At 36.8% G+C, this 21823-nt stretch carries 9 protein-coding genes; 3 read left to right on the top strand and 6 right to left on the bottom strand.

The features are described 5' to 3' along the window. Window positions 1-20 precede the first annotated feature (20 nt). The 5 genes from HMPREF1532_RS19705 to HMPREF1532_RS19725 form a co-directional block, all read right to left on the bottom strand. Window positions 21-3953 carry a glycoside hydrolase family 76 protein gene (locus tag HMPREF1532_RS19705; protein WP_005934199.1) on the bottom strand — a complete coding sequence of 1311 codons (3933 nt, stop codon included), beginning with the start codon at window positions 3951-3953 and terminating at the stop codon, window positions 21-23. Window positions 3954-3961: 8 nt separating this feature from the next. Then, window positions 3962-6244, bottom strand: coding sequence for a GH92 family glycosyl hydrolase (locus tag HMPREF1532_RS19710; RefSeq protein ID WP_005934203.1), 2283 nt, complete (start codon window positions 6242-6244; stop codon window positions 3962-3964). A 180-nt stretch (window positions 6245-6424) separates the two neighbouring features. After that, window positions 6425-8422, bottom strand: coding sequence for a RagB/SusD family nutrient uptake outer membrane protein (locus tag HMPREF1532_RS19715; RefSeq protein WP_005934205.1), 1998 nt, complete (start codon window positions 8420-8422; stop codon window positions 6425-6427). Between the two features lie 64 nt (window positions 8423-8486). Next, on the bottom strand, window positions 8487-11648 hold the full coding sequence (locus HMPREF1532_RS19720) for a SusC/RagA family TonB-linked outer membrane protein (protein WP_005934208.1): 3162 nt from the start codon (window positions 11646-11648) through the stop codon (window positions 8487-8489). 212 nt (window positions 11649-11860) lie between these two features. Continuing rightward, on the bottom strand, window positions 11861-15622 hold the full coding sequence (locus HMPREF1532_RS19725) for an Ig-like domain-containing protein (RefSeq protein ID WP_005934210.1): 3762 nt from the start codon (window positions 15620-15622) through the stop codon (window positions 11861-11863). A 512-nt stretch (window positions 15623-16134) separates the two neighbouring features. On the opposite strand from HMPREF1532_RS19725, the gene HMPREF1532_RS19730 reads away from it, so the two are divergent. Genes HMPREF1532_RS19730 through HMPREF1532_RS22055 form a run of 3 tightly spaced genes read left to right on the top strand, consistent with a single transcriptional unit; the run spans window position 16135 to window position 17335 of the window. Further along, the gene (locus HMPREF1532_RS19730; RefSeq protein ID WP_005934212.1) at window positions 16135-16482 is read left to right on the top strand and encodes a hypothetical protein; all 348 of its coding nucleotides are present in this window, start codon (window positions 16135-16137) and stop codon (window positions 16480-16482) included. 50 nt (window positions 16483-16532) lie between these two features. Continuing rightward, window positions 16533-17291 (top strand): integrase core domain-containing protein, encoded by a 759-nt coding sequence (locus HMPREF1532_RS19735; RefSeq protein WP_148301705.1) that lies wholly within the window; start codon window positions 16533-16535, stop codon window positions 17289-17291. Then, the gene (locus HMPREF1532_RS22055) at window positions 17252-17335 is read left to right on the top strand and encodes a hypothetical protein (protein ID WP_369678148.1); all 84 of its coding nucleotides are present in this window, start codon (window positions 17252-17254) and stop codon (window positions 17333-17335) included. Before HMPREF1532_RS19735 ends, HMPREF1532_RS22055 begins: the two co-directional genes overlap by 40 nt. Before the next feature lie 409 nt (window positions 17336-17744). Here HMPREF1532_RS22055 and HMPREF1532_RS19740 read toward each other — a convergent pair whose 3' ends face one another. Next, window positions 17745-21806 carry a hybrid sensor histidine kinase/response regulator transcription factor gene (locus HMPREF1532_RS19740; protein ID WP_005934215.1) on the bottom strand — a complete coding sequence of 1354 codons (4062 nt, stop codon included), beginning with the start codon at window positions 21804-21806 and terminating at the stop codon, window positions 17745-17747. Window positions 21807-21823 lie beyond the last annotated feature (17 nt).

Raw genomic sequence — 21823 nt, forward strand, 5'->3', positions numbered from 1 at the left:
CATAATAGAATGCCGTAATTTTATTTTATAAATTTCCGGGAAATAGTCCGGTTAGAGAGTTGTATCCGTACAATGTACATACCCCCATTCAGATTTGCCATCGGGATATAAGACACACCTGATTGTATTTTCTCATCATGTATTAACATTCCGGTAAGATCACAGACTTGCACTTGTGCGGTTTCGGGCACATCTATATATAATCTATTATTTATTATGCGAATATCTACAAAAGCCTCAATAGCTGTTTCGGATTCAATGCCCACGCTCAAATCTACAAACAATTGCCACTCAGACAACTGCAGCATACCCTCTCCATGATTCTCTGTCACTCGCAAACGAAAATCAGAATAGGACTGTCCTTCTTGGTTGCAAGTGTAGTATTGAGTAATCTGACGATCGCTGAACGACTGGTTCGAACGAGAATCGATAGTCACCCAGTCCACCCCATCATTTGAAGCTTCTAAAACCCAACTTCTCGGATCACGTCCTTCATTATCATTTCCGGAAGTCAAACTATACATACTCACTTTTACAGGCTCTGGTACTTCACAACAAATCCACGCAGACAGAGAAGAGAACGGACCACAATATTTGGAATCCACATCTTTATCAATCAACTTATCAGCTGTCTCTTCTGGGTTTTCACTCTCATATTGAGGCGTTATCGTAGCTACCGAAGTTAAATCGTCAGCAAGAATTCCATTACCATACAATTCAAATTCGGCTATTTTAGCCTCATTACCTTCACCGGAGACAGTCTCAATCGTCAAACGAAAACATTGCCCGGAAACCACACGAGGACAAGAGACATAAACACGTTCATTCCTTTTCGTAAATGCCACTTCCCCTCTGAATGCTCTCTTGAACCGAGCATCTCCTTCATTTTTGTATTCAACTTTAATCATGACGGGATCTTTATCCGGTTCATCAGCAGATACGATTGAAAAACTTTTCAATTTAACTTCTATAGACGATTTATATTCGATCCACGGTGCAACATCACCACCAAACGTATAAAACGTATTCCCATCATTATCCGTCAGTCTTTTCAATGTCTCCGAGTTGATGGCCTCATTCAATGAAGAAGTCAGTTCGCCACCATTTGCAGTAATGTCATTATAAAAGGTCTGAGACACATATCTCCCCGTCAACTGCCATTCAGCTAAACGGGTATCAGATGCCCCATTATTTTCTGTGACATGTAGCTTGAAATAAGTATATTCAGAATCTATTGTAGAAGGAGAGGTGGTGAACGAATATGTATAAGTAGCTCCTCTATAAGGGAACAACTGTCCGGTTCTCTGATCCATTTTGATCCATGTGTTACCATCTTTAGAAGCATATAGAATCCATGACTTAGGGTCACTCTCCGGAGTATCTGCAGTAGTGATACTATAAAATAAAGGAGTATAGGCAGCTTCTGCCTCATATTCGACCCAGAAATCTGAAGCGTTTGTCCGATATGTAGAAATCACATCCTTATCAATCAGTTTCTCAATGCCATCGGAATACTGTGCAGAAATCATACCCCCATCTGTAGTAATACAATTATCAGCTAAAGCCGTACCAAACAGTTGCCATTCTGCCAATTGAAAACGATCACCATTACCTTGCCTATCTGAAACAAATAAACGGAAATACGTATAAGCCTCCACTACAGAAGTATCATATTGTTTTTTCTGATAGCGTGTCTCAAACGTCTGATTATTTTGAGTATCCACATCAATCCACCTTTTCCCATCCTCGGAAGCTTGCAATTTCCAAGATTTGGGGTCTCCTTCTTGTGTTCCTTCTGCTGCTACCAACAGATACCCCTTCAGAACCACCGGATAAGGCGACTGATACTGAATCCAAGCATCTCCGGAAACTGTACCGACAAGTGCAGTAGTTACTTGATTATCAATTACAGCACCAACACCCGGTAACTTGGTACTAACTTCTACTGAGGTGGTAAGCGTACCTCCATTATCAGTAATATCTTGCGAAGTATATCCTTCTTGCTTAAATTGGAAATTATCGAGCTGCAATTTAGCTGCACCCGTTCCTCTGGTATATTTCAAATAAATATTACGCATCCCATCCAAAGGCTTCAACAATTCCAACGCAACAGTCTGCCACTCCTGCTCATTAGGTAAGGTAACCGTACCCAACAATTCGCCATCCGGACTATCCAAATAAACTTCGATTTTACTATTCGGTCTTTGAGGTAAAACCCTAAATTCAAGGCTCTTGGCATAATAAGGTCCGAAATCAACATTATGATATCCCGTATACGCAGCCGCAGCCATATTATCCCCTCCCATTACCGGAGAATCGACACCATCTACCGACAACGTATAAATGCCTTTCAAATAATCAAAATTCTCTGCTTCTATTCCTCTAAAAGCATCTTTGCGAACTGTTTTATCACCTATATATGAGTTGAAAGCAGCAGAAACAGCTGTAGAAGGACCGAATGGATCTTTATTATAATTGGTAAAAGGAACATAGGTCGTATACTCTTCCACAGTCTTTGTCAGCCAAGCTGTACAGGATACTCCGTCAGAGTTTCGGTTGTTATATGCCTGAAAAGCATTTATCGCCATCCATTCTGCACAATCCGGTTGATACAGATCAACCATGAAACGACGTACATAGCGCATAAGAATTCCTTTGAATCCTGGTAAATCACCGACTAATTTTCCCTGATCATCAACAACTCCCTGACAAACTTTTATAACACCAAATTCATTACACATCTGTTCACGGGTATACTTCATTATCATTTGGGCATCCTCTTTATACTGTTCGTCTCCATAATGATTATACAGCATAACGGCAGTCCCTAAAAAAGTACCTTGATTATACGTTGATGCCCAAGTATTATAATTTGAAGGTACTCCTTTCTGCCAAGTAAAACTATCATACACCTGTCCTGTAGAGGGTTTATATAAATATTCACGTTGTGCAGCATATGTTTTCCGTGCCTTTTCATAATAGCTCTCATCTCCTGTAGCTATTGCCAAATAACAAGCAGCAACTCCAGCCGGACCGTTTATGCAAGAGTTGGTTCCATAAGGATTCTCACTTGCATTCCAAATAAGCATATCATGCGGAAGTACGGCTGCCCGTTCGTACATCATATCAAAATTAGATTTTGCCACATCTAAATAACTTTGTTTCCCGGTCATTAAATATCCTCGTACACTGGCTATAACAATCCAGGCAATATCATCATTAAAGTCGTTGGACTCCCAATTATTCCCCTGACGCGCAATAAAATCAGCATGTAGCTTATCGAACATTGTTTTATATTGAATATCTCCTGTAACTTCATAAGCGTCCAAAACCACCTCAAACATCTCGGCATCTCCCCAAAAACCACCTTCACCCAAGCGCCCCTGACTGTCATTATAGTAGTTTTTTTTCCATCCTTCCATCATTGCATCCCGGGTTGCTTCTGTCAAATAATTCGGCTGTGCTTCTACCACTTCAAGTTTCCACATCTGACGTTCAGCCAATGTCCCACTTTTCTTGGTACTCAATCGCACACTTTCTCCATCTGAATCCACATCAGCAACTTCCAAAAAAAGCCCAGACTGAGTTATATAATATAAATCAGCCTGATTTTTAACTGGCACAATCTCCCAAGTAGCAGCCGACTCCCCAGAAATCATTTGACAAATCTGCGCTCCGGAAATAACATTTCCTCTACAAGCAAGGTATTGACCAGTATATGCATTCATCCATTGATAACCTTTCCCTTCTCCGGACACAAGTACCCATCGCTGAGCATTCACATTCGTTTCCGTCCAACTGACTACATCCGAATTATTGGCCAGAGAACCATCTTTTACAGATAAGACTTTTTCTCCCAAAGAAAGCCTATATGTTTGCCCGGAAATTAAATCCGTGGCGAACATATATCCTGTGATCAGAAGAAAAGAAGCTGATAATAGAATCTTCTTCATAACATTAATTATTTTTCATTTGACAGTGAATAGGGATAATCGGCTTTATTGATCCCACGTTTTTTATTAGGTTTATCCCCCATACGAAACTGGATGTCGGCACCATTGAGCAGCGAAGAATGAACCAAGAAATTTTTACTGTAATTTTTACCATTATATTTGACTTCTTGTACAAAACGACTTTTATCACTATTCTCCGGAGCAGAAATTTGAATTTTCTTTCCATTCTCCAAATGGATAACCGCCTTTTTAAACAAAGGTGCACCTAAAACATATTGATCCGATCCCGGACAAACAGAATAGAACCCTAAAGCAGAAAAAACATACCATGCCGATGTCTGACCATTGTCTTCATCACCGCAATATCCATCAGGAGCCGGTGTATACAAACGAGTCAGTACCTCTCTGATCCAATATTGAGTTTTCCACGGCTCGCCAGCATAATTATATAAATAAATCATGTGCTGAATAGGTTGATTACCATGTGCGTATTGTCCCATATCAATCACTTGCATTTCGCGCATCTCATGTACAAGACTTCCACGTGTATCTGAATTAGCACCGAATGTAGGTGGCATAATAAATACGGAATCAAGCATATTCACAAATGCCTTCTCTCCTCCCATCAAATCAATTAGTCCTTGAACATCATGAAATACAGACCATGAATAATGCCAACTATTACCTTCTGTAAAAGCATCCCACCACTTCACCGGCTCAAAATTGGGCTGAAAATGACCATTAGCCTCACGACCACTCATTAAATTAAAAGGTTTATTAAACAAATTCTTGTAATTTAAGCTGCGTTTTTTATATACTTCCAACTCCTCCGAAGGGCGATTCAATTTTTTCCCCATCTGATAAATACACCAATCATTATAAGCATATTCCAATGTACGGGCAGCACTCTGATTGATATGGTAAGGAACATACCCCAATTCATTGTATTCCTTATACCCTAAACGTCCTGAGGATTTTACCGATGGATGTGAATGGTTAGCTCCATACAATAAACCTTCATACATTTTTTCCGGTTCTTTCTTTATTATATTTTTCATACAGGCATCTGCTACTACTGATGCAGAATTATTGCCGACCATACAATCCCGATGTCCCGGACTGGCCCATTCGGGGAAAAAACCGCTTTCCAAATAAGAATTTAGAAAACCTTCCTGCATTTGTGCTCCTACAGAAGGATAAACAAGATTGATAAATGGAAGTAAACAACGAAATGTATCCCAAAAACCAGTATCAGTAAACATATACCCAGGAAGAATTTTTCCATTATGCGGACTATAGTGCACTACATTCCCTTTTGCGTCAATTTCATGAAACATGCGAGGAAACAACACTGAACGGTACAAACATGAATAGAATGTACATAAACGATCTTCATTATCTGATTCTATTTCTACTTTACTTAATACCTCATTCCAGCGTTTCTTCCCTTTTGCTTGCAACTGCTCGAATGAAAGGTTTCCTAACTCTTGCAGATTTAATTCAGCTTGATCAAAACTAATAAATGAGGAAGCCACACGTACCTTTACCGTTTCTCCATTTTTTGTGGCAAATCCAATAATCGCACCGGCATGGTTTTCTTTTACCTCTAATTCATTTTTACGAATCTCATTACCTCCCACTACCGCCTTATAAGAAAAAGGCTTGTCAAAAACGATAACAAAATAATTCCTAAAGTTATCAGGAACACCACCGCTATTTCTCGTTGTATATCCGATGATCTTATTCTCTGCCGGTATTACTTTTACATACGATCCATTATCAAACGCATCGATCACAACATATGAGCTTTCACTCTCAGGGAAAGTAAACCGGAACATGGCAGCTCGTTCTGTCGGTACAATTTCGGTCACAACATCATAATCGGACAAATATGCACGGTAGTAATAAGGTTTGGAAATCTCTGATTTATGATTGAACCAGCTTGCCCTTGCATCTTGATCAAAAACAGGCTTCCCAGTAATCGGCATCAAAGAAAATTGTCCATAATCATTAATCCATGGGCTCGGTTGGTGTGTCTGCTTAAATCCACGAATTTTGTCGGACGAATACGTATACGTCCATCCTTCTCCCATCCTTCCTGTTTGAGGAGTCCAAAAATTCATCCCCCAAGGCATAGCAATAGCCGGATAGGTATTTCCATTTGACAATTCAAATTTGGAATCAGTACCTACTAAAGGGTTGACGTACTCCACCGGCTGCTTTCTCAAAGCTGCCGACACTGAATAAAAAATACCCAAAAACAATATAATTACAATATACCTCTTCTTCATTTCTTAACTTAAACTATGTATTTTAAAACAAGAAGAGAATGTGCTGTAAATCCAGCACCATGTGCTATCAAGCCACAAGAAACAAATTGATTTTACAACACACTCTCCAAGTGAAAAACTAAACGATCAATATTTTAGATCAAAGAATCCAACACAATACTTAATTGAAAGAACATTCGATTACATTTCAGTTTCCCATCCGGTATTCTGTACAATCCGAGCATTTCTATTAATCTCCGTTTGAGGAATAGGAAAGAGGCTCATACGTTTTGAATAAACACGTGTTTCCCAAACCTTACGTTTATAGAAAAGTAATGGATCTTTTGCATCGTCTGAGGCCATATCTACAGTAACATCAAATCCGACCATGTCACCTCCTTCACCACCATTATGCCATGACGGATAAATCCAGCCATCACCGGTTGCCATATCGGCTACCCCCCAACGACGTACGTCAAAATAATGATGATTTTCATAGGACAACTCAAGAAGACGTTCACGATAAATCACTTTTTTCACAAATTCCTTATCATATGAATCCAAGGTAATTCGTTCAAACCCACGTTTATCTGTCGGAGTTAAGTCTTCAGCCAACAAACCTTTATATTCCGGGATACCGGCTCTCAAACGAATCTTATTCACATAGTTTATAGCCGTACCTATATCGTCCAATTCACAACACGCTTCGGCATAATTCAAATAAATCTCAGAAAGACGGATATAAACATAATAATTCACTCCTGAAACATTTGTCCTTTTTTTACGTACCAATACACCAGACCTTGGATAATCATGTCCATTCTTCGCCTGTCCGGAGTTTCCATTTAAAGAGAAATCCGTATAATAAACCAGCTTATCATCTAAATCCCATCTACGATTCTGGAATGTAAATGCAGCATAAAAACGAGGTTCACGATTATAGAACTGCTTCATGATTTTATGTTTTGAATCCGGTCTGAAATAAACAACCTTAGAAAACGGATTCTGATGAACGGTCTGACTCGTCATTTTAGCAGCAGCACCCGCTGCCGTTAAATCATCATCTGTGTAAGTAAAATACTCAGGATCTTTTTCTATACTGAGCCCGTTTTCCGTAAAAAACAAATCTATCATCTGCAAAGGTGCAGCCAAAGCTCCACCGCCAGATTGAGCATTCGTTATTCCACTGTGCTTAGGGGTCATTGTATAATAAATGTTCCACTCGCCTCCTGTCCTAAAAAAAATCATTTCCGTATTCTCCGTCCGCCCCAATGAAGCTTGAGTTACAGATGTATATGGACATGAAGAAGCTACGTCTGACGTCGCCGCCCCTTTTTTGTCCAAATACAATAATTGAAAACCTGGATTGTTTTTCATAAAATTCTCAGCAGCGGTCTTAGCTTTTTCCCATTTTTCTCTACTATAAGTTTGTGGAAAAAGATGCTTTCCATCAACATTTGTCAAATTCTTATAGTAAGAATCGCCATTAAATAATGGACTGGCGGCATACAATAAAAGCTCCGAACGGATTGCTTCTACCGCTTCTTTGGTAATATTACCAGCAAATTGCGGATTCATAGCCCCGTCTTCCCCAAAGTGGGACTTTAACCTACCTTCAGATAGAATTGCGTCGAACTCACCTACCATATAATCTACACATTCATCTACCGAACTACGTTCACGCATCATCGCCTCCACATCTCCTTCAACATCAAATACTTCATCTCCAATAATGACAAACGGACCATATAGCTTAAACAAATTATAGTAATAAATGCTACGTAAAGCACGTGCCTCAGCTTTAGACCACAAGCGTTCGTATTCTTCCATTGCCGTACAACGATCAATATTGGCCATATAAATATTTGCTTTTTGAATACCTTTATAATAAGATTTCCACATATTCTCCACATAGCCGGTAGAAGGGTATAAAGTACCTAAATTAATATGATTAGAATTACATTGATCCCATGGTAACTTTGCTTCCAAGCAAGCAGGTGTCCAAATTCCTTTTGTTTCGTCATCACCGCCCGTATAATTCTGACTAGTTTCATCCGGCAAATAAGAGTATGTGTTGGAAAGCCACTGTAATGCCAGTCCTCGATTCGAAAAAACAGCATCCAAAGAAACCACATTGGAAGGAACACTGTCAAAATAGCTTTCACAAGATGTGCATACCATCATTGACAGCGCAGCCATAAATATACTTTTTACAATTTTCTTCATAATCTAAATAAAAAAATAATTAAAATATACATTTCTCTTAAAGGTTAATAGCTACACCTATCGTATACGAAGAAACATTAGGATAAGAAATACCATTATTCGTATTCAACTCAGGATCCCACAACTTAAATTTACTGAAAGTAAGAACATTAGATCCCATTATATAGAACCGACCACCACTTAAGAAACTTTTCTTTGTCCACGCTTTAGGAAAATAATAAGAAACGGTAAATTGTTTTAAGCGTAAGAAACTCATATCTTTCTGCCACCATGTACTTGTCTGAAAGTTATTTATATTTGAAGGATCAGCAGAAGACCATGCCAATCGTGGATAAAATACATTGTCATTAGAAGGATCGTCTTTACTCCAACGATCGGTGATATTAGCATACAAGGTTCCACCTCCGGTAGAACTGGTAAATGGACGTATACCAGACCCTTCCATTACCCGATCAGCTCCGGCAGTTCCCTGAAATAAAATACCAACACCAATATTTTTATAACGAAAATCACCACCAAATCCATAATAATATTTAGGAACATCTCCACGGCCAATTTTGCACATATCATATTCATCAATATGACCGTCACCATTCAAGTCCTTATACTTAATGTCACCTGGTTTAACCAATTGGCCCGGATAAGTTTCTCCAAATTGGGTGATGTTTCTTTCCTTAATTTCTTCCTCGCTTTCATACAATCCTTCAGCTATATATCCAAATCTCGCAAGTACATTAGTACCTCTTTTCTCCAACCATGGATAAGCTGGAGCAGGCTCTGCATTTTCAATAATTTCATCTTCATTCATTGTAAAGTTTCCACGAAGAGAAACCGTCCAGTCTTTACCAAATTGATGATTATATTCAAATGAAGCTTCAAATCCTTTATTCTCCACTATACCAACATTACCGGAAGCACTTACGGCAAAACCGGCATAGAGCGGCAAATTATTACGCGATACAAAAATCTTATCACGGTGCTCTTTAAACAGATCAAAAACAAAAGCTAAGTCATTATTCAAGAAGTTGATTTCAATACCTAAATCCTGTTTCAAAATAGTACACCAACGAGCTTGGTAACCATATTTATTAATGCCAATACCACCTTGTGCCCAAGAATTACTATATCCATTTTTACTTGTTATTTCAGTTTCAAAACCAAAACGGGTATCGCCTAAACTATCACTACCGACCAATCCATGTGAATAACGAAATTTCAAGAAAGAAATATACGGAGCAACAGATGCCCAGAATTTCTCATTTGAAGGTACCCAACCAACAGCCATAGCAGGGAAAACTCCAAAACGATGTCCAGGAGAGAAGTTTTCAGAACCGGTATATCCAACGTTACCCTCTATAAAATAGCGATCATTATATGAATAAGTGACACGGGAAGAAAGACTCATTTGTTTATAAGGTAATGAATTTATCAAATTATCTCCATTTGCATCGCGATAGTCCCGCATATTAAATAACAAAAGTCCGCTTACATTATGTACACCGCCAAATAATCTCTTATAATTTAAAGCGGCCTCTGCATAAAATGTACGATAAACTTGTTTGTCTCTTTCAAAATTAACAGTTGAATTACCTTTATACTCTTCTTGCAAAATTAAATTACCTGCTTCATCAAAGAGATTACCGTCATCTACCCAAACATCACCATTTTTTCTTCCAGCTGGCTTCCAGGTACTGTCATCAACCTTATAATTTAATTGCTGATTCGCCCGAACGTCGAATGCAATCAGTGCGTGAGCCGTAAAACCCTTACTCCAATCCCAGAAATCAAGATCCTGTGTTACTTTCAGATTAGAATTAATCTGTGTCTTATATTCTGTTTTGTAACCTCTGCGGGTTAATGTCACATAGGGACTATCAAATTCACGTTGATACTGACTAAAACCTGGATTACTCCCATCTGGATACTCTACCGGATAAATTACCGGATTAATCATCATCGCTTTCGAGAAAATATCATTTAAATCAACGGCAGGATAATTCCCACTTGAAAACCAACCATTCACGCCAACATCCATTGTTGTTTTTTTAGTAGCTTTTAAATTGATATTAGTTAAAAAGTTGTAACGGTTATAAGAAATTTCTGTACTGTATGGCTGTTTAGGATCCGTTTTTGTCAAACCGGATTCATCATAATAAGAAAGTGAAATATAATAAGAAGCATTAGGAGCTCCACCACGAACATTCAAGTTTGCACGACGATTACGTCCGAAATTCTTATAAAGTTCTTTCATCCAATCGACATTCGGATAAAGATATTTATTAACAGTACGATCATTGCTTGTATTAGGAATCAAACCATTTGCCATTTTAGTATTTTCAATATACTGTTGTGAATAATAAGGAGCACCATATGTATTATTATAGGCTTCATTTACTGCATCCATATATTCATAACCGTCTACCAAATCCGGAATGCGTGTCAAACGAGTAAAACCTTCATAATAATCAACTGAAAATTTAGGCTCACTTACTATTCCTGGTTTAGTCGTAATAAGAATAACACCATTACCACCACGTACTCCATAAACAGCTGTAGAAGCCGCATCTTTCAAAACTGTAACCGATTCAATATCTTCCGGATCCAACTGTTTGAAATCACGTTCAATGCCATCCACTAATATCAATGGCCCTTTATTTGTATTCGTCATGGAAGAGATACCACGAATCCAAATATCGGAATCATCCTGACCAGGAACACCCGTACGTTGTACAGCAACCAAACCAGAAATACGACCGGCTAAAATAGAACTCATATTTGCTACTGGTGCCTTAATATGTTCCATTTTTAAAGTCGATTGAGCACCTACAACTGAGACTTTACGCATGGTACCGTAGCCAACAACTTGCACCTCGTCCAACGTTGTTACATCATCTTGCAAAGTAATATCGAGTACCGTTCCATTTACTTTCTTTTCCTGAGTTTGATAACCAATATAACTGACCACCAATATCGGATCTTTTGTTGTTAGTGTAAGATTATATGTACCATTCATATCTGTGATAGTTCCATTAGAGGTACCCTTTTCCTGAATGGTTACGCCAATCATTAGTTCACCTGTTGTATCCGTCACACGCCCGGTTACTTTTACAGGATTTGCCGCCTGCACCATCAGTGAGACAGTTAATAAGAAAAGGCACATAATTCCTCTTCCTAATGCAATAAATCCATTTGAATTCATAAGTTTTTTACTAAATCTATTTGAAGTTTATTTTTCCTAAATGAGATCAATTTATCTTATTATTGAAAACTGAGAAGTACTAACAATCTATACAAAAGAGGAGTATCATGTTTTTCAACTTTAGTCAACAAAGTTTTTTTAAAATGCGAAAGTTTATGGCGGCAGTATTCTTCTGCCGCCATACTTCTTGCAATATAAAAATTACCAGTTCATTATTTAACAACAACTTTTACAGTCGTAGTCATTTCATCTTCCACAATACGAACAATATAGAATCCTTTTCCCATGATTGGGAGTTCTATATTTTCTCCTGAAGTAATAACATTGGAAACTAATTGTCCGTTAATATTATATAGAGCTATCTTAGCAGTATTTTTCATACCAGAAACAAAAATAGCATTATCTGAAGTATACACAATATATGTATTCTCATTCTGATCGACAACTTGTTCAATACCAACGGGGGGAGCAGGAATATATGCTACATTCTTTAATGTAGGATAACTTACTTCTTCGTCAATCGTCCAGATATTTTCAAAATCGAATTTTGCATCATTATAAGGAATTTGTGTCAAGAATTCATTATCCTCCACAGGAGTAGCGTAATGCTCTATCGGACTTTCTACCACACCACCTTCTTTAGTAACATAACCTTGACTTTCCCAATCGTTCTCAGATATTTTACCATCCATCAAGAATCTTTCAGCATCAAAATTAAATACATTTCCTGTAAAGTTTATTATACCACGCGGGTTATTCTTCTGATCGCCTCCATTGGCGCCAATAAATGAGCCTGATGCAACACTTCCCTGCAGATTACCAATTGAAACACAATCTTCAATTGTAACTGTACAATCGGCGTCAACCAAACCGACAAATCCACCAACCCAGCCATAACTGTGAGAAGGATTCAATTTCACACTACCGGCAAAATAACAATTTTTCATTGTTACATTACCTGCAGCAACACCAAAGAAACCTCCGGCTTGGCTATAAGCAAAAACTTCTGCATTTACAAATGAATTAGTAATAGTAACATTACTACAATTACCACCAACAAACCCACCGACATGGTCACGCCCCACAACTTTACCAGTCAAATAACACTGATCAAAAGTTGTTTCTTTAGCAGAACCGGCAAAACCACCTAAATCCGTACTCTTATTACCATTGGCTTGAGAACCACTGAAAGAGAAATTAGAAATCCCCAAATTCTTTATTTTAGCCCCCTTAGTTGCATTAAAGAATCCTTTAGTATTATCATCATTGGTAATAACCACCGGATTTTTAATAGTATGTCCATTACCGTCAAAGCTACCGGTGAAAGGCGATTCTAAAGAACCGAAACCTTCGAATTCAACTCCTGTCATATCAATATCATTCATCAAACAAAAACTTGCGAACAACTTATTGTTGACATCAAGTAAATCTGCAACATTGTTAATAGGAAAAACATGAGATTGCCCAACCATATTAATATCAAAAGCAGTAGTTTCAAACGGTTTCAAACCCGTAATTTCAACCTCTGGAGCTATAGATATAGTAGCTACCGTTTCACCGTCAACCTCTTTCGCACCACTAAAATCTACGATAGTACCGTCAATATAAATATATTCCTCACCTTTTGTAATTTTAAAAATCAACTTCTGCCCACACGTAGATTTAATTCTCTCTAAATTCAAACTTTCAGAAGAACTCCCGTCAGCCAATTGAATTAAAAATGCCGGCTCAGGTATACCATAAATAACAGGAGTCAAAACTTTGGACTGTTGACATTTCAATATCGGATACATATTACCTTCACCACCTTCAATAAAGGTCCATATATTATCAAAGTCCCAGCCTAACGTCTCCTTGTACCATTCAGAAGAAAGTACTTCGTCAGATTCTAATTTTTCACCATTATTACTAGCGTTATCATAAACATCGGAAGGAGCAGAAGATGACAAATCCGTTCCTTTATAAGAAGCATAGTGATCAACATAATTATTGGTTAATGTAGCAGTTGATGTACGACCGTTCTCACCAATACAATATGTAGCTTCACTACAATAAATACCACTGGCAAGACAAACATTATTCTCTACAAATACTTTACCATCCGCATCAACCAAAGAGAAAATACCACCGGCACGTCCTTTCGTTGCCCGAATATTTCCTGAGAAATAACATCTTTCTACCGTACCGTAATTCACAACTCCTACAACGCCACCAGCCTGATATTCTCTCGAATAAACTTTAGCCATAGAGTAACAGTCACTTACCGTAGTTCCGGTTATTACTTTTTCAGCAGAACCTTCTTCTTCTACCTCCATTTTCTCTACCTTACCTACAATTGAACCAATATGGTCACGACCTGCAATATAGGAAGCCTGATCTACAAAACATTCTGAGATATTACAGCCATTTGCATAACCAACAATAGCACCTACATCTTCATTACCATTAAGATAAGCACCTGCAATACCTACTCTTTTTATAGTAGCTCCCGTTGCCTCACCAAACAGACCTACACGCCCCTGTTCTTCGTTTATATAACGTAAATTATGGATTGTATATCCCTGACCATCTAATGTACCGGTAAAAACATCCATCAATTCCCAATCTTTTGTCAAATAAATATCAGCACCTAACTTAAAATCACCTGCCAAATCATACTTAACACATCTCAAGTCTTCCTCATCCATAATGGTGTAAGCAACACCTTTCACCTCTAACTCATAAGTTTTTGTGCAACCTTTTACATAATTATCACCCTGGTCTACAAAAGTCAAAGTAGTTTTACCATCTTTCAAGAAAGAAACTTTACCCTTACTATCGATTGTGGCAATTTCGGGATTAGAGCTGGTATAAGTAATAGTTCTACCAGAAGCTGGTATGGCTTCTGCATTAAAAGTTTTACCAGGCAAACATCTCTCCGGGAAAGAAGGTATGTAGATATAATTCTCTAATGGAACCTGAACATTAGATAATGATGGATATGTATTTTCTACCATTGTCCATATACCAGCATCAAAGTTAACGTCACCAAGCCAAAATTGTGCAGTTTTCAATTCATCCAAATCAAGATATCCTCCATCATAAGAATCATTTGCATTGTTAGAACGTGCTATTTCTACATTATTTTCATACAATTTCAAACCGCTCCATGAATAACTATTACTGATTGTACTAACAGCATTACTGTCTTCCGCGGGATTATCCGCACCTAAAATAGCATTTGCACCACCAGCATCTCCACTACCAGCCTTTATATAAGAAGATAATGTTACACAATTAGTAATAGTCAAACTATTACCGTCATTAAGAGCTACAATACCTCCAGAACGTCCTTCGGGACACACAGCAACACCACTAAAATAACAACGATCGACTACTGAATTTATACTTGCACCGATAATACCACCCGCTTGATAACTGGAACTAACCACAGCTGCATTGGAATAACAATTCGAAACCTGTGTCATAATATTATCGTCATCATCAACCTTTTTAGTCCCCCCAATAATACCACCAGTGTGATCCCAACCATAAACAAGCCCAGATGTATAGCATTCACTCACTTTAGCACCATATGAATTACCAATAACAGCACCTACATCTTGATGCCCAAAAATTTCCACACCTACTAAACGCAAATTTTTCACTGTTACCTTTGTAGAAGATACATCCTCTATTTTAGCAGTACCAATAAAACCAACTGAATTTTGTTCCGGACGATTGATCTTTAATCCATAAATTGTAAACCCCTTACCATCAATCGTACCCGTAAATGGAGAATCGTTTGTTCCAATAGGTTCCCATTCTTTTGATAAAGTAATATTGTTCTCAAGAACATAATCACCATTCAAATTCTCAGCAATAGCCTTTAAACCATTTTCATCTGTAATCTTAATTTGGCCCCAAACACCAATAGAAGAAAAACAAGCCAGAGCAAACATTGCTGTCTTTGCACATAGTAACTTTGTTTTCATAATAATTAAATTTTAAAATAACGATTAATATTTTATTGCAAAGTTATCGAAGTGCAAACAAATAAACAATATACGAAAAAACTATTAATAAACAAGTGTACATTTATGTCCCTTTTTAGTTCATTCACGTCCCCAGTACTTCTGTTACATTCTTCACACCATGTACCCAATCATCTATATTATATAAAACTTTAGTAACTTCTGAAAGAAATAGATAAGGAGATGGTTATTTCTACATCGAAAGCAACAACAATATTCAAAAGCCATCAGTATATAGATAGAAAATAAAAAAATAAAGGGACACAAAAGGCAATGGGATATATCTGAACAAATAGCTTCTTACCAATCTTGTTACAAGCATTGTTTTGTATTCAAACAATTTAGAATACGATAGTAAGCTACATTTATACCATACAAAGAACAACACTTTTCCATACATATTAAGTATATTATCACTGCACAAAAACTATAAGTGTACTGAATAAGTTGACACTTTATAAATCAAAAAAAGTATGTTAATTAAAAGAAAACCTCACAGAAAGTTTACAGAATTGGAAAGTAAGTCTTATATTCGCGAGTATCTTTCCAGTTCCGACCGTCGCAAAACATTTGAACGATGTAATGGATTAAGTTTAGGTACATTGTCCCGCTGGATGAAAATGTACGAGATAGAAGACCCTAAGATGCAAAAATCCATCATTGATCCACAGCTGATAGACGAAGACTCAGCCGCCCTTATCGCTCAGCTTCCTGCGGAAAATGAAGCGTTACACAAGTCTAACCGTCAACTTCAACGGGATTTGGATACGACAAAGATGCTTCATAAAGCCTGCGAGGTGCTTATTGATCTGACAGAGTAGACCTATCATATACCCGTGCGAAAAAACTCAGATGCCAAGTAATCGACACCTTGTCACAGAGGGGCTCAGTCAACCGTAAATACGGTGGTCTGAACAGACTCTGTGGTTACTTCGGCATAACCAGACAAGGTTACTATAAACATGTGGACAGACAGTGTGAAGCTAATGTTTTGAAGACAAGCATTGTTCTGTATTGCAAAGAATTAAGAACTTTAATGCCCCAAGCGGGTATGTGTGAGCTATATGCATGCTGTGTTCGTTACTTTAAGGAAAAAATGGTGATAGGACGTGACCAGTGCTATGAGATATTCCGATCTAATGGTCTGGTCCAACGGAAGAGACGCGTGCGTCCCAAAACGAGGAACTCCAATCATAATTATTATGGGAATTATATATATCCTAATTTGCTAAACACGACACCTAAGTTTGTTGCAAGCACAAGCGGAAGTATAATAGTAGGTTATTCGTTCTGTCCTTCATTGACAATGGAAGGCCCGATGAAAGCTTTGGAGTCAGCTTTTCTATTTTACAGAGAGAACGGAATAAATATCAGTGGGTTGATTATATCATTCAGACCTGAAGTTCAATACTGTTCAAACCAATATGTTGATACGTTAAAAGCACAACATATAAACATAAGCATGACACAGTGTGGTGATCCTCTGCATAATGCATTGACCGAACGGGTGAATAATACTATTAAGAACGGATGGCTCTTTGACTACGGGAAGGAGATTTTAATCAGGTGGAAGAACGCATTAAACAGGCTGTGCACACATATAATAATATCCAACCACACCAAGCTTTGAAAATGCGCACACCAATGGAAATTATAAAGGAGGAGAAGGTATGAAAGTACCCCGACTCAGGTTGTGCTCATCGGGACGGGTGGTCCCGCCCTTTGCCGTACGGCCCCGACCGAGGATATTTCTTGACAAATGAGAATATAACAAAAATCAGTTCTATAACATTGGAATAAATAGAATAATTAGTACTATATTTGGATATCCTCCAAATAGGACAACTACAATAGGACTAACAAACAGAAGTGTAAACTTATTCGGTTCTTCTTTAATTTAGTTGAAGAAGAACCACTAAATCCAGTACATATCACACCCGGATGTTTTATCAAATAGAAATGGAAAAACTCTACCTAAATATTCGACATACAACTGCATATACTAATAAATTTAATTTCTACTCAATTATTGAAGAAAATTAGCCAAAATCTCAACACTGTCAACATTAGATACAATGAAAAATTATTCTTCACTTTCTGCCTTCATCCCTTTATATTGTTTCGGAGAAAGTTGATATTTTTTAAAGAATTCGTTATAAAAGTAAGATTTGTTAGTAATACCTATCTTATAAATAATCTCTTTCACTGATAAATTTGTAGTAATAAGTAACTTCGCAGCATAAGAAAGTTTATAATCTTTAACCAGCTCTGTAGGGGAAATTTCTATGATCTTTTTCATTTGACGATATAAATTCCGAGTCGAAGTCTTCATCTGATTTGCAATTAATTCCGGACCAAGTTCCGAATTAGATATATTCTCCTTTATAATATCTAATACATCTTCAATAAACTTCTTATCTTTTTGATGTAAAAGTTTTCCATGTATATATTCAAAAGAGCTATCTACAGAATCATAATAATTTTTCATTTCCACTTTATTGGTCAGAAAACGACATACTACAGAAATCAAGACATCGGATGAGAAAGGTTTAGTTATATAGGCATCAACACCCAACTCATATCCTTTTACCTGATCCAAATTATCTGTTTTAGCAGAAAGAGCAATTATTGGAAGACGTTTACAGTATTTATCTTCACGCAACATCCGGATAAAAGAGAATCCGTCAATTTCAGGCATCATTATATCTGTAATTACAAGAGATGGAGTTTGCTTCTTCAAAAGCCCCAAAGCCTCTTTTACACTAAAGGCTTTCAATGTTTGACAATATGGAGACAATAAATCTGCTACTAATTCTACAATATCTTTATTATCATCAACAATTAAAACATGTGGAACCGAAGCTTCCACAACACTATTAATATCTATTTTTGATACTTTCTCCGTATTGTCCTCCTCAACCAAATTAACTGATACCTTCACAATCGGCTGTTCATTGGTATTCGGTATCTCATTTTGAACCTGGTTAGGCAAAGTAATAACAAACTCTGTATACTCGTTGACCACACTATTTACCGTTATCTCTCCTTTCAGCATTTTCACAATACTGTAACAAATATATAATCCCAGCCCATTTCTGGCTGTCATTTGATTATTAGCATTTACATCGGTCTCCTCCAAAATACAATTCCGATCAAAAATAGAAGACAGTTTGCTGGGTTCTATGCCTTTTCCTGAATTGCGAACCACAATTTTCAGAATATTATTTTCAACAGTGACCGTTAATTTAACATACCCACCAACCGGAGTGTATTTCAATGCATTAGACAGTAAATTAGAAATTATCTTTCTAAATCCTTTACTATCTGTGTTCCAATATAAATTATCGGGTACAGAAGTAATAAATTCAATACTATTTTGACCAGCCAATACAGAAAAAGAAGTTAATAATTTATCAAAAATCTCAGATAAACAAATATTCTTTAAGACACTAAGATTAATATCAGCCTCTTCAATTTTTCTTACATCCAATATTTCTTGTATCAACTCATTCAAACTAAGTACATTATTATGCAGAACACTCAGATATTTTCGCGTATTCTGATTTATTTCTCCTTTTCGTATTTGATCCACCGCCCCATTTATCAACGTTAAAGGAGTATACAATTCATGAGTTACATTGGCAAAAAAATTCAATTTTGACTCATACATTTTTTCCTTTTGTTCCTCTTTGATTCTTCGCGCCAGTGCCTGTTGTTTTTGTACAAATTTTCTTCGTACATATAGAATGACTAAAACAAGAGATACAACAAACAAAAAACTGTAAATCAAATAAGCCAATGGAGAAAGATACCAAGGCGGTAATACGGTAACCCGAAGAGAATACACCTTATCATCAGCAGAAACAACATCATTTCTATATTTAACTTTCAAAGTGTAATCACCCGGAGGGAGATTAGTAAAGCGAATCTTATTCTCCTTTTTCAATGAAACCCACTGATTATCATAATTATCAAGTAAATAGAAATAATCATAATTATCACCATTTATATAATCCAAAGTTGCAAATGTCAGTTGAAACGTATTTTGATCAGATCTCAACTTTAATACCTTATCTGTATTTTCATTATATTCATATAATGTCTGCTTATCTCCAGAACAATCTAACTCTGTAAATAATAAATCTGGTTCATAGGTAGTAATTGTTTGTTCAATCTCCGGCTCGATCCATACAAGTCCGTTTACACCACCAAAAAACAGGCGTCCAGTTAATGGACATTTCCAATAAGCATCATCCGAAAATTCAGAAACACCAATGTGTAATGACCTCACATTAAAAAATGCACCATTCTGAGGATTATATTTGACCAATCCTTTACTAGTACTGAGCCAAATAATACCAAAATTATCTTCCAGAATTCCATGAATCATATCATTCAAGATACCATCCTCACGAGTAAACTGCTTTATTTTATCTTTCGTTTTATCTTCACCTCCCAAAACTTGTATCAATCCAGAACTGGTACCCACGTACAACGTAGAATCTTCGTCAATGTACAAACTAATAACATCTCCAATTGCCATATTCATCAAAATAGAAGAACTCGTGGAATCGTTAATATTAAAACGGTTCACTCCATATCCCCCCCTACTTCCTAAGAATAAAATAGAGTCTCCATTATAAATCATTGAATAAAATTCATCATTAACCCAAACATTATCTCTCAGAAAAGGATAACATTCTTTTCTTTTAATTTCATAAGGATGTTTACTTTTATCAATAGTAACTTTATAAAGCCCTCTGGAAGACAACCATAACGTAGAATCGTTCACTTCACAGAAACTATGAACATTTGCAACAGCCGGAACCAGATTTGAATGATCCTTCACTGGATACATTTTTTTTTCTTTATAAGAATAATAAGAGAGATTTCCATCAGTACCGATCCACAAATCATTTTTATTGAAACGACTTCTTACGAAAGAATATACTGGATTTTCGTGCATATCGACAAAGTGCTGTATATTCTCAACAGGAATTTTGCTGTTCTTAAATAAAGCATAATCTTTAATTCGAATAATTCCATCTCCTTTGGTTCCAATCCAAAGTGTATTCTCTTCATCCGTATAGAAGGCACGGACCGGGCGTTTTGCAACAAACGGCAAATTACTCAACAATATATTACCAAAATTATTCTTTTCACTACAATATAATTCCACTCCCAAACCATCGGTACCAACCCACATCGCCTCTTGAAAACGATCTTTCATCAATCCGAAAATACCCACTGTCATATTTATTAATTCCGGCTTCTTGTCATGAGTAGACGCATCAAACTTTAACAACCCACTATGCATAAAAGCAAGATAGACTTCATTCTGAAAAAGCCGTAGAGACGAAACTAATCCATATTGACTAACCATATCAGATATGTTCCGCAGCAAAATTTTCATTTGCTTAAAGCTGTCATAGACAAACAGGTTATGGTATTTATCAATAAAATAGACCTGTTCATCCTCATAAAAGACCTGTATTATTTCTTCATTATGAAAATTTACCTCCGATATAGACAAGGCATAAGGGATATCTTTTCTCGTAACTTTACAGGTCAATGTAAGATATTGCAAACGGGCATCTTTCAATATAAGACAGATTCTACCCGATTTATCAGCAAACATTGACCTTATTTCACTCAACCGAATCCCCTCGGCAGGTATCTCCCACATTTTCTTTATTGATGAATCATAAAATAAGATATAATTATCTTTATTAATCATCCAACTATTCCCTTTTTTATCAACTGCAATCAGATCTACCCGTTTATATTGCACATAAGTTTCAACAGCCTGTCGTTCTTTCAAAGAAAATTTATTAAGTCCGCGTTGAGTCGATATCCACAAATAACCATCATCAGCACTTTGTATATTATGGATGGTATTACCAGAAAGGGAATTCGGATTATTAATTTCATAACGGAATGTAGTTACCTTCTTGCCATCATACAAATTTAGTCCGTCATAAGTACCAAACCACATGAAGCCATACAAATCCTGATGAATACACAAAATAGCATTATTAGACAGCTGACCATTAAGACTTGCCAAGTCGAGCAATGAAAAAGATGCAAATGCCTGTTTTACAACAAAAAGACTCAACAATAGAATAGTAATCAATACTTTTCTCATAACATTATACTATAACT

Source organism: Bacteroides salyersiae WAL 10018 = DSM 18765 = JCM 12988, assembly GCF_000381365.1.
Lineage (GTDB): Bacteria > Bacteroidota > Bacteroidia > Bacteroidales > Bacteroidaceae > Bacteroides > Bacteroides salyersiae.

Coding starts and splice junctions, on each gene's coding strand:
- HMPREF1532_RS19740 (WP_005934215.1), bottom strand. CDS start 21,806: ATGAGAAAAGTATTGATTACTATTCTATTGTTGAGTCTTTTTGTTGTA.
- HMPREF1532_RS19730 (WP_005934212.1), top strand. CDS start 16,135: ATGTTAATTAAAAGAAAACCTCACAGAAAGTTTACAGAATTGGAAAGT.
- HMPREF1532_RS19720 (WP_005934208.1), bottom strand. CDS start 11,648: ATGAATTCAAATGGATTTATTGCATTAGGAAGAGGAATTATGTGCCTT.
- HMPREF1532_RS19710 (WP_005934203.1), bottom strand. CDS start 6,244: ATGAAGAAGAGGTATATTGTAATTATATTGTTTTTGGGTATTTTTTAT.
- HMPREF1532_RS19715 (WP_005934205.1), bottom strand. CDS start 8,422: ATGGCTGCGCTGTCAATGATGGTATGCACATCTTGTGAAAGCTATTTT.
- HMPREF1532_RS19725 (WP_005934210.1), bottom strand. CDS start 15,622: ATGAAAACAAAGTTACTATGTGCAAAGACAGCAATGTTTGCTCTGGCT.
- HMPREF1532_RS19705 (WP_005934199.1), bottom strand. CDS start 3,953: ATGAAGAAGATTCTATTATCAGCTTCTTTTCTTCTGATCACAGGATAT.